16 protein-coding genes are annotated in these 16,830 nt (G+C 58.8%); 2 read left to right on the top strand and 14 right to left on the bottom strand.

Translation table 11 applies throughout. The features are described 5' to 3' along the window. The 12 genes from folP to spoIIE form a co-directional block, all read right to left on the bottom strand. On the bottom strand, window positions 1-1,182 hold the full coding sequence (gene folP / locus BTUS_RS18735) for a dihydropteroate synthase (protein WP_013074175.1): 1,182 nt from the start codon (window positions 1,180-1,182) through the stop codon (window positions 1-3). Between the two features lie 13 nt (window positions 1,183-1,195). Continuing rightward, window positions 1,196-2,116, bottom strand: a complete 921-nt coding sequence (gene hslO, locus BTUS_RS00540; protein WP_052300501.1) for an Hsp33 family molecular chaperone HslO — start codon at window positions 2,114-2,116, stop codon at window positions 1,196-1,198. A gap of 3 nt (window positions 2,117-2,119) precedes the next feature. Then, complete coding sequence (locus BTUS_RS00535; RefSeq protein WP_013074173.1) at window positions 2,120-2,884, bottom strand: type III pantothenate kinase; 765 nt, start codon at window positions 2,882-2,884, stop codon at window positions 2,120-2,122. A gap of 21 nt (window positions 2,885-2,905) precedes the next feature. Further along, window positions 2,906-3,787 (bottom strand): carboxylating nicotinate-nucleotide diphosphorylase, encoded by an 882-nt coding sequence (nadC, locus tag BTUS_RS00530; protein ID WP_013074172.1) that lies wholly within the window; start codon window positions 3,785-3,787, stop codon window positions 2,906-2,908. Next, window positions 3,788-5,446: an L-aspartate oxidase gene (gene nadB, locus BTUS_RS00525; RefSeq protein WP_013074171.1), complete on the bottom strand. Its 1,659-nt coding sequence runs from the start codon at window positions 5,444-5,446 to the stop codon at window positions 3,788-3,790. Window positions 5,447-5,475: 29 nt separating this feature from the next. Next, complete coding sequence (locus BTUS_RS00520; protein ID WP_013074170.1) at window positions 5,476-6,561, bottom strand: HD-GYP domain-containing protein; 1,086 nt, start codon at window positions 6,559-6,561, stop codon at window positions 5,476-5,478. A 74-nt stretch (window positions 6,562-6,635) separates the two neighbouring features. After that, window positions 6,636-8,582 carry an ATP-dependent zinc metalloprotease FtsH gene (ftsH, locus tag BTUS_RS00515; RefSeq protein WP_013074169.1) on the bottom strand — a complete coding sequence of 649 codons (1,947 nt, stop codon included), beginning with the start codon at window positions 8,580-8,582 and terminating at the stop codon, window positions 6,636-6,638. A gap of 74 nt (window positions 8,583-8,656) precedes the next feature. Continuing rightward, window positions 8,657-9,214 carry a hypoxanthine phosphoribosyltransferase gene (hpt, locus tag BTUS_RS00510; RefSeq protein ID WP_041304568.1) on the bottom strand — a complete coding sequence of 186 codons (558 nt, stop codon included), beginning with the start codon at window positions 9,212-9,214 and terminating at the stop codon, window positions 8,657-8,659. Beyond that, the gene (gene tilS, locus BTUS_RS00505; RefSeq protein ID WP_013074167.1) at window positions 9,214-10,707 is read right to left on the bottom strand and encodes a tRNA lysidine(34) synthetase TilS; all 1,494 of its coding nucleotides are present in this window, start codon (window positions 10,705-10,707) and stop codon (window positions 9,214-9,216) included. The genes hpt and tilS overlap by 1 nt, the downstream gene beginning before the upstream one ends. Next, on the bottom strand, window positions 10,688-11,140 hold the full coding sequence (locus tag BTUS_RS18260; RefSeq protein ID WP_013074166.1) for a threonine/serine exporter family protein: 453 nt from the start codon (window positions 11,138-11,140) through the stop codon (window positions 10,688-10,690). The genes tilS and BTUS_RS18260 overlap by 20 nt, the downstream gene beginning before the upstream one ends. Next, complete coding sequence (locus BTUS_RS00495) at window positions 11,137-11,976, bottom strand: threonine/serine exporter family protein (protein ID WP_169307923.1); 840 nt, start codon at window positions 11,974-11,976, stop codon at window positions 11,137-11,139. The genes BTUS_RS18260 and BTUS_RS00495 overlap by 4 nt, the downstream gene beginning before the upstream one ends. A gap of 17 nt (window positions 11,977-11,993) precedes the next feature. Next, window positions 11,994-14,498 carry a stage II sporulation protein E gene (spoIIE, locus tag BTUS_RS00490; protein ID WP_013074164.1) on the bottom strand — a complete coding sequence of 835 codons (2,505 nt, stop codon included), beginning with the start codon at window positions 14,496-14,498 and terminating at the stop codon, window positions 11,994-11,996. A gap of 241 nt (window positions 14,499-14,739) precedes the next feature. Between spoIIE and BTUS_RS00480 the strand changes: the two genes are divergently transcribed. Next, on the top strand, window positions 14,740-15,258 hold the full coding sequence (locus BTUS_RS00480; RefSeq protein ID WP_013074163.1) for a deoxycytidylate deaminase: 519 nt from the start codon (window positions 14,740-14,742) through the stop codon (window positions 15,256-15,258). A 64-nt stretch (window positions 15,259-15,322) separates the two neighbouring features. Further along, a complete protein-coding gene (gene cmpA / locus BTUS_RS17255) occupies window positions 15,323-15,442 on the top strand; it encodes a cortex morphogenetic protein CmpA (protein ID WP_013074162.1) in 120 nt (39 codons plus the stop codon). A 40-nt stretch (window positions 15,443-15,482) separates the two neighbouring features. Here the strand turns inward: cmpA and BTUS_RS00475 are convergent, their stop codons facing one another. Both BTUS_RS00475 and BTUS_RS00470 read right to left on the bottom strand, forming a co-directional pair. Beyond that, complete coding sequence (locus tag BTUS_RS00475) at window positions 15,483-16,409, bottom strand: SHOCT-like domain-containing protein (RefSeq protein WP_041303511.1); 927 nt, start codon at window positions 16,407-16,409, stop codon at window positions 15,483-15,485. Then, complete coding sequence (locus BTUS_RS00470) at window positions 16,402-16,803, bottom strand: DUF2089 domain-containing protein (RefSeq protein WP_013074160.1); 402 nt, start codon at window positions 16,801-16,803, stop codon at window positions 16,402-16,404. The genes BTUS_RS00475 and BTUS_RS00470 overlap by 8 nt, the downstream gene beginning before the upstream one ends. Between the last annotated feature and the right edge of the window lie 27 nt (window positions 16,804-16,830).

The following is a 16,830-nucleotide window of genomic DNA, read 5'->3' as shown; positions in this document are numbered from 1 at the left end:
TCACGCCCCCCTTCCGATCATGGCCTCGGTCATGCGAACGGTCCGCACCATCTCCGGCACATCGTGAACGCGAACGATATCCATGCCTAAGGCAACGCCTAAGGCCACCGTGGCGGCGGTTCCCTCCACCCGACAGTCAACGGGCAAATTGAGCGTCCGACCGATCATCGATTTTCGCGATGTCCCGAGGAGAACGGGATAACCCAGAGCCCGGACATCCCGCAGACGCCGCATGATGAGCAGATTTTGCTCATAAGTCTTTGCGAATCCGATGCCGGGATCGAGAATAATCTGTTCCTCCCGTACACCCGCTCGCCTCGCCAACTGCACCGACTCCCACAGGTCCTGTAGGAGCGTCCCAATGGGGTCGCCCTCCACAGGCGCCTGTCGATTATGCATCACAATCACGGGAACGCCGAGGCGCGCCACCAGCGGGGCCATTCGCGGATCCCGTTTCAGCCCCCAGACGTCGTTCACCACGTGCGCCCCCTCCCGAATCGCGGCCTCGGCTACCTGGGCTTTGTACGTATCGACAGAAATCGGCACATCAAGTTCCCGGGCCACCGCCCGTACCACTGGCAACAGGCGGCGCAATTCCTCCTCGGCGCTAACCGGCAAGTGGCCGGGGCGAGTCGACTCCGCGCCGATATCAATGATGTCCGCCCCCTGAGCCACCATTTCCCGGGCGTGGGCCAAAGCCCTTTCCAGGTCGTTGAACCGCCCCCCGTCCGAAAAGGAATCCGGAGTGACATTGAGGATCCCCATGACGAGGGTACGCTCCCAACCCCAGGTCCAGGGTCCCACTGTCAACGGTTTTCGCGCTCTTTCCGACCGTTGCACAGCATCCCGCAGAGCGGTGCCAACCTCGGCCGCCCCTGGGTCTCCCGGTGTTTCTAAAAGACGATCCGCCGCCTGGAAGAGCTGTTCCTTAGCCGCTGTCACAATCCAGTGGTGACGGCCGGCGCTCACCCGGCACCCGCTTTCGGAAAAAATCCCCAACAGCCGGACGTCGGGTTCCACCCCATCTTCCCAGTCCAAACGTACCTGCAGGGGAAATAGACTTGTTAGTCCCCCGGTTGCCGGCGTGTCCACCGGATCATCCCCGATTAGCCGCCACTCCTCTCGCCACAACTCCGGGGTGTCGAGATAGACCACCCAAGCCCCGCGAACCTTGCCCCCCACTGCCTATCGCCTCCTACACCGATCGTCCTTCGTCCAAAGCCCGAAGTGCTTCACAACTAAACCGGTACACCTTCCCACAAAACTGGCACCGAACTTCGGCGCCGCCTTGTTCCTGGCAAAGGGATTCTCGCTCTTCCTTGCCCAGAGCCACCAAAATCCTTTCGATCCGTTGTCGAGAACACCTGCACCGAAACGCAACGGGTACCCGATCGAGAACCCGGACATCCGGGACCACGTGCGCCAACAGCTCTTCGGGAGTCACACCCCGGTCCAACAGCGCCGTCACCGATGGGATGCTGGTCAGCGCCCCTTCCAGATCCGCGGTTTCCTCTTCAGACAGGCCCGGAAATGACTGGATCATAAATCCGCCGGCCTGTTTGACCCTTCCATGTGTATCCACCAACACCCCTACGCCCACCGAGGATGGCAATTGCTCTGAAACCGCGAAGTAATACGCGAAATCCTCCCCGAGTTCGCCGGACACGAGAGGGACACTACCTCGATAAGGCTCCCCGAATCCTAAATCTTTTACGACATAGAGAGCCCCTTTTCCTACGGCACCTGCGACGTCAAGTTTTCCTTGATCGTTCAACGGGAGATCCACATTTGGGCGATCCGCGAAACCCCGAACCCGGCCTGCCGCGTCAGCATCCACAACGATGGTTCCGACGGGGCCGTCTCCCATGACTTGAACAGTGAGACGCTGATCTCCTTTCAGCATGGCCCCCATCATCGCGCCGACGGTGGCTGCCCGGCCCAAGGCAGCTGTCACCACGGGCCAAGTGCCGTGGCGCCGCCTCAATTCTTCCACCAATTCCGTCGTCCTGGCTGCGTAAGCGCGCACTTTGCCAGAACGGGCCACTGCACGGACTATGTAGTCATGCAAAGTCTTCCCTCCCGAATGTCGATCCCGGTTCTCGCGCCGATGACCCATCGGTCAGCGATTTCGTTCCCAAATGATCCGCAAGCCATGAAGGGTTAAATAAGGGTTAACCTCTTCGATGGTTTCCGATTCCGAACTGATCAACTCGGCCAGCCCTCCAGTCGCTATGACGCGAAAAGGCAGTCCCAGCTCCCGGCGAATCCGCGTTACGAGCCCGTCCACTTGGCCCACAAATCCGTAGATGACGCCGGACTGCATCATGTCGATGGTATTGCGGCCCAAAACGTGATCGGGCTTGACCAACTCGATCCGGGGCAGCTTCGCGGCCCTCTGAAATAAAGCTTCCACCGAGATCGCGATACCTGGAGCGATCGGCCCGCCCAAATATTCTCCCCGTTCATTCACTACGTCAAAGGTGGTGGCCGTTCCAAAATCGACGATCACCAGAGGCGGCCCGTAAAGCTCGATGGCGCCCACGCAATTGACGATGCGATCCGCCCCCACTTCTTTGGGATTTTCGATCTTGATCGGAAGGCCAGTGCGAATCCCCGGACCTATGATTAACGGTTTTTTATGAAAATATTTTTTCGACATGCGATCCAAGGCCAGCATCAACGGGGGGACCACGGAGGAAATGACGACGCCGTCAATATCCGATACGGACACGCCCTGATCGGCGAATAAGCTTTTAATCATCATGCCCAGTTCATCTTCCGTTTTTTCCCGGGCAGTGGCCATGCGCCAGTGATAAAGAAGATCGCGACCCTTATAGACACCCAGCACAATATTGGTGTTCCCTACATCCATCGTCAATAACATGGCTACCCCTCATTCCACCGTTCATTCGGACGCCGACGACTGGCCCTCCTCAGCTTCGCTGGGAACCAGATCGAGATCGAGAGAAATATCCAGGGCGGTCGATGAATGGGTCAAAGCCCCGACCGATATGTAATCAACACCCGTTTTTGCGATGTCTACCACGTTTTCCTCTGTTACTCCGCCGGATGCTTCGACCACCGCCCGGCCATTGATGCGCTCCACCGCTTCCTTCATCTGTTCCACCGTCATGTTGTCCAACATGATGATGTCCGCTTTTACTTCCAGTGCCTCGTCAATTTGCTCGAAAGTTTCCACCTCAACCTCGATCTTCATGGTATGGGGAGCCCCGCGTCTGACCGCCATGATCGCTTGTTTGACGCCCCCGGCCACGGCAATGTGATTATCTTTGATGAGCACGGCATCAAACAGACCAAAACGGTGATTATACCCACCGCCCACCCGGACGGCATACTTTTCCAACGCGCGGAGGCCCGGAGTCGTCTTGCGAGTGTCCGTAATCCTCGCATGATAATACCGGACCGACTCCACGAATTTGGCCGTTTTGGTGGCAATCCCCGAAAGTCTTTGCAGGAAGTTCAGTGCCACCCGCTCTCCCGTCAGAATGGAGGAAGCCCGCCCTTCAACCACGGCGACGGCCTGTCCGGGGCCCACGGACTCTCCTTCCCGCAGCAATTCTTGGAAGGTGACTTCGGGATCGAGAACCTCAAACACCTCACGGGCCACGGGCAAACCCGCGATCACACCCGAACTCTTTGCCCGAAACGTACCCCGGGCTCGAGCCCCTGCAGGAACCACATGACGCGTTGTGACATCTCCGTATCCAATATCCTCCCGGAGGGCTCGCTTCACCACCTCCAGGATTTCTTCCTTATCCAGTCCCATCTATCTGTCCACCTCCCGGATGTAGGCTCCTCGATCCCGAGAAAACACGAGATGAGCTCGCCACTCGGTATCGTTCGTCTCCGGGAAATCATGCCGATAGTGTGCTCCCCGAGACTCCTTGCGCAACTGTGCCGCTTCAGCCACCAGAAACGCGGTGGTCAGCAGGTTGACCCATTCCGCCTCGGCGAGATTTCGAACCGGGTAAACCAAAGACGGCAACCACCGGCCAAGCCCTGATAAGGCCCGGGCAATGGAGTCCCCGGACCGAAAGACACCGACCTCTTTCATCATCAGCCTTTGTAGCTCCCGGCGAAACGATTCAATGGCCCCTGGCTCCCGCGGACCGGGCAGGCTGCGAATAAACCCGGGGTACCCCTCACCTGCGGCTTCCGGTCCGTTCAGCAACAAGGAGCGCCGCTGGCGGAACCCTTCTTGTCGGGCCCGCTCTGCAGCGCGTCGGGCGAAGACGGCTCCCTCGATCAGGGAGTTGCTGGCCAATCGATTCGCTCCCTGAACACCGGTGGAGGCCGTTTCGCCAACAGCAAAAAGCCCAGGAATTTTCGTCTGCCCGTCTAAATCGGTCACCACGCCGCCCATCATGTAGTGGGCGGCAGGCGCTACCGGAATCCAATCCCTGGCCATGTCCACTCCTTGGTCCAGCAAAAAATTGTAGATATTCGGGAAACGATCCCTCAGCCACTCTGCGGACCGATGGGTCATATCGAGGTACACCCTCGATTCTTCTCCCCGGTTCAACTCTTTGGCAATCGCCCTCGCCACCACATCCCTCGGCGCCAACTCGCGCTGTGGGTGATTTTCTAGGAAACGATGTCCGTCCCGATTGCGCAACACCGCTCCCTCTCCCCGCAAAGCCTCCGACAAAAGGAAAACAGGAGCACCCTCACCAGCATAGGCCGTGGGGTGGAACTGGACAAATTCGAGATCCCTCACCTCGGCACCGGCGCGGTAGGCCAGGGCGATCCCGTCCCCTGTGGCCCCTGCGGGGTTTGTGGTCCGGGCGAACAATTGACCCGCTCCCCCGGTGGCCAAGATGGTGGCCGCACCCACGAAAACGTGCCAAACCGTTTCCCGACCATGCTCCTGAACTGCCACCGCCCCGACACAACGCCCGCCCACCGTCAAGAGGTCGACAACCATCGTCCGTTCCCACATGGTGATGTTCGGATGTCTGCCAACCTGCCGCAGGAGCGCGGAAGCAATCCCTTTCCCCGTGGCGTCGCCCCCCGAGTGAAGAATCCGCCGACGACTGTGCGCCGCCTCCCGGGTCAAAGCATACTCCCCGTCCGATCGGTCAAAGAGAGCACCTTGCTCAATCAGGTCCCGGATGACAGAAGGCGCCTCTTCTACCAACGTCCGAACCGCCTCCGGTTCGTTGATGCCGGCTCCGGCAGCCAGGGTATCCTGGGCATGCAAATTGGGAGAATCGTCGGCACCCACCGCGGCGGCAATCCCGCCCTGGGCGGCAAATGTGTTGCTGTCCTCCGGGGTGCCTTTGTATAGAACCGCTACTTTGCCCCAGACGGCCAGCTTCAATGCCGCGTATAACCCGGCGATCCCGGCGCCGATCACCACAGCATCCACCTCATGGGCCAGGGCCTCTCTTGGATCCACGGATGCCACATACCGGGGCACAACCATCCCTGCTCCCCCTCCGATGATTTCATTCATCAGCTGAATACATCGGCAACGACCACAGATAATTCCCGAATCAAATCCCGTTCAAAGGGCTGAGCCAATTCGCACCCCTCGGGGTCGTAGAGGACACGGACTCGGGGGCGCTGGGGAAACCCTCGGGGAATCTCCGTGACGACGCCAACCTCTCCAGTGCTCAAACGCACCGTTTGTCCCACTGGATAGATTGCAACCTGCCTAACAAAAATCTTGACCAGTTCGCTGTCGTACCAGGTTCCACATCCCGCCATGATATGTTCATAAGCCTCATGAGGCAATAATCCCGGGCGGTAGACCCGGTGTGATGTCATGGCATCGTAGACGTCTGCAATTGCCGAAATTCTTCCGAGGAGGTGCTGCTCGTTCCCCTTCAGACCCAGGGGATAGCCACTACCGTCTATACGCTCGTGGTGCTGTAGAGCCACTTGGGCGCTCGGAATCGATATCGCATCCAGTCGCTGAAGAATTTCATATCCATAAGTCGTGTGACGCTTGACCAGGTCGTATTCGTCACGGGTGAGCTCGGTGGGCTTATTCAAAATTTCTGGTGCGATACGGAGCTTCCCCACATCGTGCAGCAGAGCTCCAATTCCGAGATCCCGGAGCTGCCCATTGGTTAGCCCAGCCTCGATTCCCAATCCGATGGACAGAATGGCAACGTGCACCGAATGATGATAAAGAAAGCCGTCTGCGGTGTAGATATCTGCCACCTGTTGGAGAATCTCGGGATTCTCCCGCACCACTTCGACCAGGTCATTCACCACACCGCGTATGGATGCCGCCTGTTTCTGCAGGACGAAACGCTTCGTTACTTCGTCCCCCTCGGTCAGGCGGTGCATGACCTCCCGCACCACCTCTACCGCCCGCCTGCGAAGCTCAGGGGCCAAGGGGTCGCCAAGTACCACGTCGGCTGTCCGAGCGTCTTCCAGATATAAGGCATACACTCCCAGTTCCTTTAGCCTCCGGATCATCGTGGCCGTAAGGGGCACCCCGACCCCAACGAGAACCCGTCCCTCCCCGTCATAAACAGGTCGGGCCAAACAATCACCTGGCACCAGACGATTCACAGACGTCAACCGCACAACCTGCTCCCCCTCACCCCACCCCAGCTTGTCCCTCAATATGACAAAGGGCGCCTCGGTCGGCACCCTACGCGTTATCCTTGGCGAGGCGGAGTCTTATTTTCCTCTGCCGGCGCCTCCTCATGCGGAGATGCGGGATCCCCGCCGCCCTCCTGATCAGGATTGCGCGGTTGGATGGTTACGCGGACATCGGTTTTCTTATCGATGATCTTCCCGTGCTCCATCAACTGTTTAATCTCATCTTCATCCACCGTCTCCCGCTCCAGCAAGGTTTGCGCCAATAGTTCCAACTTATCCCGATGTTCGCTGAGCACTTGTTCTGTCTGCCGATAGCATTCATCTATGATTCGGCGCATTTCTTTATCGATCTCGTAGGCGATCGCATCAGAATAGTTTTGTTCATGAGCGATGTCCCGGCCGAGAAACACTTGCCCCTGCCGGTGCCCGAACTGCATCGGCCCCAACTTGTCACTCATGCCGAACTCCGTCACCATGCGACGGACAATTTCCGTGGCCTTTTCCAGATCATTATGCGCGCCCGTGCTGATCTCACCGAGCACCATCTGCTCGGCTACCCGCCCGCCGAGGAGACCCGACACCCGATCGAGGATCTCGGACCGGGTCATAAAATACCGGTCTTCCTTCGGCAGCATCACGGTATACCCTCCGGCCATTCCCCGGGGGATGATGGTCACCTTGTGGACCGCATCGGCATTCTTGAGAAAATACCCGACAACCGCGTGGCCGGCTTCATGGTAAGCCACGATCTTTTTCTCCACCGGACTGATGACCCGGCTCCGCTTCTCGGGACCGGCGATCACCCGGTCTATGGCATCTTCGACTTCCGTCATGTTGATGGTCTTTTTGCTGCGCCTCGCGGCCAACAGCGCGGCTTCATTTAACAGGTTCTCCAAATCCGCCCCGGTAAACCCCGGAGTCCGCCTTGCGATTACGTCGAGAGATACATCGGGTCCCAGCGGTTTGTTGCGGGCATGCACCTTAAGAATCTGTTCCCGACCCTTCACATCCGGGCGATCCACAGTAATCTGGCGATCGAACCGTCCAGGTCGAAGCAAGGCAGGGTCGAGAATGTCCGGGCGGTTTGTGGCAGCTATGATAATAATCCCCTCATGACCGCTGAACCCGTCCATCTCGACGAGCAGTTGATTTAAAGTCTGCTCCCGTTCATCGTGGCCTCCGCCAAGCCCTGCGCCACGGTGGCGGCCCACGGCGTCGATCTCGTCGATAAAGATAATACACGGAGCATTTTTCTTCGCCGTCTCAAACAAGTCCCTCACCCGGGACGCGCCGACACCCACGAACATCTCAACAAAATCGGATCCGCTAATACTAAAAAAAGGAACTCCCGCCTCCCCGGCCACCGCCCGGGCCAACAGCGTTTTCCCCGTCCCCGGAGGCCCCACCAGGAGAATCCCCTTTGGAATTCGGGCACCTAAACTGGAGAAACGCCGCGGATCCTTCAAAAACTCCACGACCTCCTCCAACTCGGCCTTTTCCTCGTCGGCCCCCGCCACGTCATTAAACGTGACTTTTTTCTTGTCGTCGGTAAACATCTTGGCCCGCGCTTTGCCAAAGTTCATCACCCGGGTCCCGCCACCCTGGGCTTGATTGAACAGGAAGAAAAACAGCACGAAGATCAACACAATCGGCACAATGGACGTCAAGAAGCTCAACCACACCGATTCTTTCTGGGGTGGATTGATCTTGATTTTCGCGCCGGTACTGGTTGCCAATTTATTCAAATCCTGAACAAATTGATCACTAAACAAGGTCCGGGAGGTGAAGGTCCGACCATCGGTCAGCGTGCCCTGCACCCTGAGGGTGAGACCATCGGACGTCACATCCATGCTTTGAACGGAACCCTGTTGGACATACTTGATCAAATCGCTATATGTGATATCCTGCCGGTCCTGCTGGCCGGCGGTGAGGAAGTTAATGATGCCGACCGTCACCAAAAATATCAGCAAATAAAATGCGGCGCTCCGGAAGAATTTATTCATTCCTGACCTCCTCTCGGCCACGGCGGAAACAATTGTACCATAGAGCCCCAGCCCTCTCAATCGAGAACCGGAGTTTATGTACGCGGCGTATCGGAGCCCCGGTATACATTCTCTTTTAAAATCCCCACATCCGGAAGATTACGGTAGCGCTCCGCATAATCGAGGCCATAGCCGACGATGAACGCGTTGGGCACAGTGAACCCGCAATAATCCGGCTCGATCGGGACCTGCCGGCGTCCGGGTTTATCGAAGAGTGCCGCAATCTTAACCGAGGCCGCGTTGCGCCGCACCAAAACGTCGCGAAGGTAAGCCAAAGTGAGGCCGGTATCGACGATATCCTCGACAATCAGCACATGCCGGCCATCCACATCTTGATCCAAGTCTTTGAGAATACGTACAACCCCCGAGGATCGGGTCGATGTTCCATAGCTAGAGATTGCAATAAAATCTATCTCCAGAGGGATCGCCATGCGTTTGACCAGGTCGGACATGAACATGACCGCCCCTTTGAGAACGCCGACCAACAGCGGGAACTTTCCCCGATACTCCGCCGTCAACTGTTCCCCCATGTTCCGAATCCGCGCCAGGATCTGTTCCTCCGTATAAAGAACGGTTTCCAGATCCTTCATCATCAGTTTTTCCTCGTTCTCCTGTGGGCCCACTCTCGAATCTCCTCGTCTGTCCATGTTGCCTCCACGTGCAGAATCCGCCGGGTGTCCTTGGCAACCGGCCAACGGTCGGACCGACGCCAGCCGATAATCCAGAGGATCTCCCGCCCCGCCGCCAGTAAAGGCCACCGGTCCCGCAACTCCCGGGGGACCTTGTCGTCAATCCATACGTCTTTGATTTTTTTCGTGCCTCCGAGACCAAAGGGGGCAAACCGGTCCCCCGGAAGTCTCGATCGAATGAAAAGCGGGCGTCCCTCCATCCTCTCCCAATCAAAATCAGCCACGGCGGGAGTTGACGGTCCGACGCCCGGATCGTTTGCCGCTTCAGCCCTTGCCCGCAGCTCCCACTCCTGCCGGGAGACTACGGTTGCATCGATCGTCACGCCCAGGATCGGGCAAGAGGTACGCCCCGGCACCAACAACGGCATGGGGGGTACACCCACAGGGCCAACCCCTATGCGGCCTGCCTCGCCGAATCGGTCAAGCACCAACTCGTCGTACACACGCCGTGCCCGCCAACCACCGGACAACCGCAACTCGCTTCCCGAGCGGCCGTGAAGGGCCAGGTTTCGCAGAGCCTCCACCTGAATCGCTCCCCACCCGGGCAACCGCTCAGAGGGATAATCTAATATTAGTGTAAGGACCCTGCGTTGTAAAGCCGCTGGCAGGTCGGAAAACCGCGGGATATCGATTCGATAATTACCTGATCCCCCCCTTACACACCGGTCTCGGGCCTCCAGGGCCATCGGGGTGAGTACCGCTTCATCTTCCTGTATCATCTGAGCCAAACGCGCCAAATGATTTTTGATCTGGGGCTGGTACTCCCTTTCGAGGAGAGGAATCAATTGCAGGCGGATTTTATTGCGCAGATACTTCGTGGACCAATTCGAAGGATCCTCGCGATAAGGAATCCCGTGATCCGTTGCATAGGCGACCAACTCCGCCTTCGGCACCTTGAGGAAGGGGCGCAGCCACCACAAATCCCCCCACCGCCGAACCTCGTTCATCCCCCCGAGGCCCGCGGGTGAGGTGCCGCGAAGAAGCCGCAGCAATACCGTTTCCGCTTGGTCATCCTGATGGTGGGCTAAAATCACCGCCTCAGCCCCTGCCTCCCGGGCGCACTGGGTCAACGCCTCATATCTCAACGCGCGCGCCGCCGCTTGGGGGGATTCGCCCGTTTTTCGAATTCGACCCGGAACATCCACGGCAACCCCCTGAAACGCCAAGCCCCGCCGGACTGCCTCAGCCTCGACAAACCGCTGTTCATCCCCGGATTCGGGCCGCATGCGGTGATCCACATGGCACACCACCACACTGAATCCCAGGGCGCCGGACAACTGGCCGATTAAATCCATGGCGACCATGGAATCGACGCCCCCGGATACGGCCAGCACCACCCGGTGAAGCGGCGGGAGCTCCCGATGCCTGTCAAACCAATCAATGAGCTTGTCGATCACGGGCTCGCCTCCCCAGCCCCCGAACCGCTGTGCCTGCGAATACCAATCCGGCCGCGATGGCACCGGCCAAAAACCCGGTCATGGTCCCGTCGGCTAAACCTCGCTGGTAATCCCCCGTTACAAAATCCCGCATAGTGGCGAAGGCGGTGGTCCCGGGAACCAGCGGAATGATGCCGCTCAGTTGAAACAACGTCGCAGGCATCCTCATTCGCCTGGCAAGCCCTTCCGCCAAAAATGCGGAGCTGAGCGCCCCGGCAAAAGTTGACGCCACAGGGCCGATCCCCGCTGCTGACCCAATGCTGTACACCGTCCAGGCCAAGGCACCGCCAAGACCCGCCGGAAACAGGGCCCGAAGCGGAACACCCGACAGTACAGCGTAACTCAACGTCGAAAGGAAGCTCGCCAGCACCCCTGCCGCCGTCAGCCCCGTCACAGTACGACCCCCAGTACTAAGCCCACCGCTATGGCAATGGCCACCGCCGTGAGCAGTGCCTCGGTTCCCCGGGCCATGCCTGACAAGAGGTCCCCGGATAATAGATCTCGAATCGCGGTGGTCACCGCCACACCCGGAACCAAGGGGATCGTGGCGCCCACCACGATTTGGCCGACCCGGCCCAGGTCGCCATCGAGAAAAGCGGCTCCAACCCCGGCCGAGGAACCGATCATCGCGCCCAGAAAAACGCGCAAAAAGTTGCCTCCCTGTCCCCTTGTGTTCCATTGGGAAACCAAATGGGCCACAACCCCGCCCAGGGCCGAAGGAAGCAAAACGCGCCAGTTCCCGGACATGAGAAACCCATAGGAACCGGCGGAGACAAAAGCGGCCGCCGCTCGGAGCAGCGGGTGATAGAGGGGGCGTCGGTTCTCCAGGGCCGTCAACCGCTCCTGAATCTCAGACAACGACAGTTCCCCGCGAACGAACTGGCGAGACAGGTGATTCACTTCCGTCACCCGCTGCAGATCGGTGCCCACCTCATGGACCCGGGTCAGGCGGGTCAAGGACGTCCCATCTTTTTCAAGGCAAATAAAAATTCCGGTCAGGGTGACAAAGGTGTCCACCCGATCCACCCCGGCCGCCCGGGCCAGACGAACGATCGTCTCCTCCACCCGGGATGTTTCCGCCCCGCTTCGTAAGAGAATGGACCCCGCCTGTAAGCAGACGGCCATAATATGCTCCACGTGGTTCCCTTCCCGTCTCCTCTGGATCCCGATTTTTATTGTACACGGGAAGGCCGTCAGAATAAAAGTCGTACCGGTCCGTTTTTGCTCCAAGATCTTTGCATCCGGGACTACCCGCTCACCCCCACCACCCGGCGACCATCGGTCGGCCGCTTGGGACGGCGCAATTTTGGCACCCCGGGAAGATGGATCGTGGCCCATTCCGGTTCTGCGGGGTCGATTCGCGCCACCACCACGGTGGTATCGTCCGGAACTTCCCCCCGATTCATCCGAACCGCCATTTCCACCAATAGATCGGCCACCTCCTGGGGATCCCTGGACTCGATCCGCGCAATTTGCCGCAAGAGCCATGCCTCTCGTTCTTCCGTGTGCCGGGCAGCCTCGAAGACGCCATCGGAGACCATGATCAACAGATCTCCAGGTTTTAGCGTCTCTTCGATCGCGTCGAAAGATAGGTTGTCGAGAATCCCGATCGGCAATCCCCGGCCCTGGACCACAAAGACGTCGCCATCTCGCTTGACAAAGCTGGGAACCGCGCCAATCTTGAGAAATTCGGTTCGAGCCGTAAACAGATCCACCAAGGCCAGGTCTAAGGTTGCGTACATCTCCTCCTTCGACCGGAGCATCAGTACGTCATTCACTGTCCGGACGGACAGTTGCTCATCAAACCCCGCTTTTAACAATTGTTCCAGCATGCCAACGGCAGCTTTGGACTCCGCCTGGGCGCGCTCCCCGTTCCCCATACCATCACTGATCGCCACCGCGAACTTGCCGTTGCCGACATCGAGCAGGGTGTAAGAATCGCCCGACAGAATGGCACCACCCTTGGCCGCAGAGGCCACCCCCGCCCGAATCGCGAAAGATTTTGAGGAGGTGAACGAGACGGTACACGGCCCCTCCCCCCGGCTGCAGTGGATCCGCTCCACGGAAATCGGTTCGCCCACGATATCGGACAACAGAGGGGCGATCAATTTGGCTGATTCTTCATGGCCGGTGCACATCGCTTGGGTGATCTCAATGCTCACCTTCCCTTCTTCGAGACTGATGATATCCACTTGTTGAATGTGCAGGCCGATGTGTTCCAATGCCGCCAGGACATGCTCCTCTTGCTCCGATGCCGTGTTCACCTCCCGCTGAATCTCAGCAGCTAAATTGGTCATGATTTGAGAGACACCTTCAAGCTGCGCTCCCACCAATTCCCGGCTTTCCCGGATTTGCCGGTTCCAGAAAGCATCCCGGTGAATGACCTCCAGGGACTGCCAAAGGGCGGGAATCATGCGTTCCGTTCGGATACAGCGTCGCCGAAGATCATCGGGCGCATCCCGGGACTGGATCGGCCCATCGATGTCCATTACGGCGATCGTATCCGCCATTGCCCGGTATGTCGCATAAAAGTCCCGTTCCCAGCAGACGTTTCGCCGGGCACAGGAGGCGCAAACCATCTTCGCCGACCGCTCCACCGCTTCGTTGAGCAGATCCTCCGGTTCCCGGGTGGACCGCTCGGCCCCACGGAAGGCCTGTCCCAGTTCATCGAACACCTCCGAAACCTCCCGGATTCGGGCGGCCATCATGTCCCGGGCCCGGCGCACGTAGTCTTGGCGGACCCCGGCATACTCCCGAGTTCCAGGGGTAAACCGGGCAGCGTAGTCGATCCAAGCACTCGGGGTCAAGGCGAACAGGAGGAAAGCGGCCACGGTCTCCTGCAACCCCAGGGACACCTGATGCCAATCCGAGGAGTAGGCGGTCAGCAGAATGGACCCGATCATCGCCCCCAGACCGACGCCAATTTTTTTGCCTTCCTGGAGTAATCCGGCCAGCAATCCGGAAAAGGCGAGGACCCCGATCTCGTAGATCGACGCCATGTTTCCCAAGGTCATGAGGATCCCGGTGACCACGCCCACGGCTGCCCCCAGGCCGGTTCCACCGATCAACGCGAAAATCAGGAGCAAGTACCGGCTGAGAACAGCATCAAGAGATACCCCGTGAACCGCAATCCCCTGCATGCCGGTCAACACCGATCCAAACAGGATCACGAGGCACAGAATCTCCTCCGCCCGCAAAGGTCGCACTCGGGCCCGGTGGCTCAGGGCCGGGATGGCCTGCAGGAAAATCATGCTGAGGATCCCCGCGAGCGCGGCGTCCAATCCCACCACCACCCAGGTGAAGGGATTCCCTCCTCCTGTAATGGCCGCGTCCAATCCTTTGACCAGGATGTCAGTTCCAATGACGGCCACGGGCACTTCCACCGAACCCAGCCGTTGCCGCCGGGACAGCCACCCAAAAACCATGCGGTACGCCGTCAACGTGGTTAACACGACAAACACTCGATGGGGATCCTCAGAAACCGTGGCCACCCCCGCCAAAGTGCTGAGAAACACCAAGGGGGCCGCCGTTCTGCGGCTTCCCAGGACTACAGCGTAACAGGCCAGGGAAAAAGGCGACAAAAGGCCGACAATCCATGCCCGGCCAAGGAAGAACCCAATCGCAGCAAGCAGAATGCGAACGCCCCACACCAGTGAAAAGTGCTGACTGATTCGCTTGGACCGGTCGACCATCCCCTTAACCCAATTTGCGCCCCAGCGCACCCGGCGATCGTTCACCATTTGCTTTGCCATCCTCTCCACCACCCGTTGTTAGAGTAGGGCCATTATAGGACAAGCCGGAGCGAGAAGGGTGTCAAACCGCGTCGGCGCCAATGAAAAAAGTTCCGACATTTTCCTCGATGGGTCCCGTTATTTCGCGCCGAGTTGTGCCGTTTCCTTCGACAATCCGGGAACACGTGATTTCGCTGCCTCGACAGGACCGGCTCAATTCCGGTAAAATGAAGGAGAAATAAAAGAGAAAGAGGGCCGTACCGTGCGACACCAATCGTCACATTCGCGTAAATCGTGGGATTTTTATTTTATGGATATTGCCTACATGGCGGCCACCCGAGCGACGTGCCCCCGACGACAAGTGGGGGCCGTCTTGGTTCAGGACCGCAAATTAATGGGGAGTGCCTATAACGGGGCACCGGCAGGGGTAACAGATTGCTACGAGGGAGGATGCCTGCTGGTAGACGTTTATGAAAAGAACGCGGCAGGCGAAATCGTTCAGAAGCAACACTGCATCCGCACGATTCACGCCGAACAGAACCTCATTCTCTTCACCGACCGCGCCCAGCGCCTCGGATCTACAGTGTATGTCACCGATTCGCCGTGCTGGACCTGTGCCAACATGTTGGCCAACAGCGGCATTGCCGAAATCGTATACCATCGCCCCTATGAAAAGGACCTGGAGAAGGTCTCCCGCCTTCTCCAGGAAAAAGGGATCGGATTCCGCCGGTTGGAAACTTATCAACCTCCCCGCGTCCATTCCGAAAGGATTGGCGACTGACAGGCTCCCTCCCGGAAGCCCCGGCGTATATATGCAGGTAAGACCAGCCCGGGGAGGGATACCAATGCCCAGTTGGCTGCGCAATCAACTGGCAAAAGCGTTCCGGGAGAAAGACAAGCGGTCAGTGATTATGCTCAACCGAGTGTTTTATAAATACCGGGCCCATCTTGAAGCAGACCCGTGAGCCCTGGACACCGCGCCGGGGCTTACGGGCCAACCACGAATCACACTTCCGTGATTTCCAGCCGTCCCGTCCGCAGATCCACATCCAGTGTGCAGGCGGGCACCTGTTGGGGAGCCCGGAGGGTGATCTCTCCTCGGCGGCGGACAATCCGTCCGCCTTCTGCCAATCGGGTAGGCACGCGAATATCCGCCACCCCGATTCCCGTTTTCAGCGTACCGTCCAGGGCAGTGCCTTTGGGTACAGTCCAGGAAATCCTTCCGTTGACCACACGGATTTCCACTCGACCATCCGGCGCTGGCACAACTTGCTCCAGCTCTACGGCGCCGTTGGTGGTCATCAACTCCACCACCTGCGCTTGAACCAGCTCAATCCGAATCCTGCCGTTCGTTTGGCGAACCGCCAGCCGGTCAAAAGGTGCCTCCGGAACCCGGACGGTCACATGAGCCCCCCGAATCACTTCCGCCTCATCGTCGACGATAAACTTTACTTCCCCGCCCTCTGTGCGCCAACAAGCATCCAAGGGGTTCCCATCCCCCGTCCAGCCGGCGCCGTCAGAAACTTGGGCCCGGACATGGAGTTCCACGTCTTCGCGCCGTTCGGCCACCACCCGCACGTTCCCGTGAAGAGTTCGAATCTCCAGACCGGCGAGCGGCCCCGGGGCCCGATACACCTGTTCCACCACGGCGCCCCCGATCTCCCAGCGCCCGAACCATTCCGGCAATGCAGCCAGGGACTCCATCGCCTGCTGAAGTTCTTTCCCCAATTTCTCCGACATCTGCCTTCCGAGATCCCGCACATTGCGAGCGGCATCCTGCCACATCGGACCGAAATCCCAGGTGCGACCCCGAGTACTCCACGAGCTTTCCTTCTCCGTCTCTCCGAGCGCTCGAAGAAGGCGTTCTGCTTCTTCCGCGGTGACTTGCCCTTTCTCCATCATCCGAAGGATCATCATTCGCTCCTCACGCATGGGTGCCCCTTCCTTTCGCGATGTTCTCCAGTTTTTGGATCGCTTCGTCCACCGATAATTCGCCAGCCTCTAGCGCTTGAAGGACACTCCCCGCCTCTCCGACACTTCCCCCGGTGCCCGGAACCTCCCCCTCTTCCAACCCGAGAACCCGGAGGATCTGCTCCAATCGGGCCCGAATGGTGGGATAAGAAACCCCGAGCTCGCGCTCCATCTCCCGAAGGTTGCCCCGGACTTTCAAGAAACGCAGGACAAAATCCCACTGATCCGGCTGTAGGCGCATCCATGGTCCGGGACTGAAGTGGCCCCGAATCACGGTACCGCACCTCCCGCACTCCAGTTCCGCTACTCTCAAGTCTCCAAAACAAGCGGGACATTGCGACACCCACCCACTCATGGCCGGACCTCCATATCCTTTATCTTT

The organism is Kyrpidia tusciae DSM 2912 (assembly GCF_000092905.1).
Lineage (GTDB): Bacteria > Bacillota > Bacilli > Kyrpidiales > Kyrpidiaceae > Kyrpidia > Kyrpidia tusciae.
Note: the sequence above shows the minus strand (reverse complement) of the source record. Positions and strands in the feature narration are given on the sequence as shown.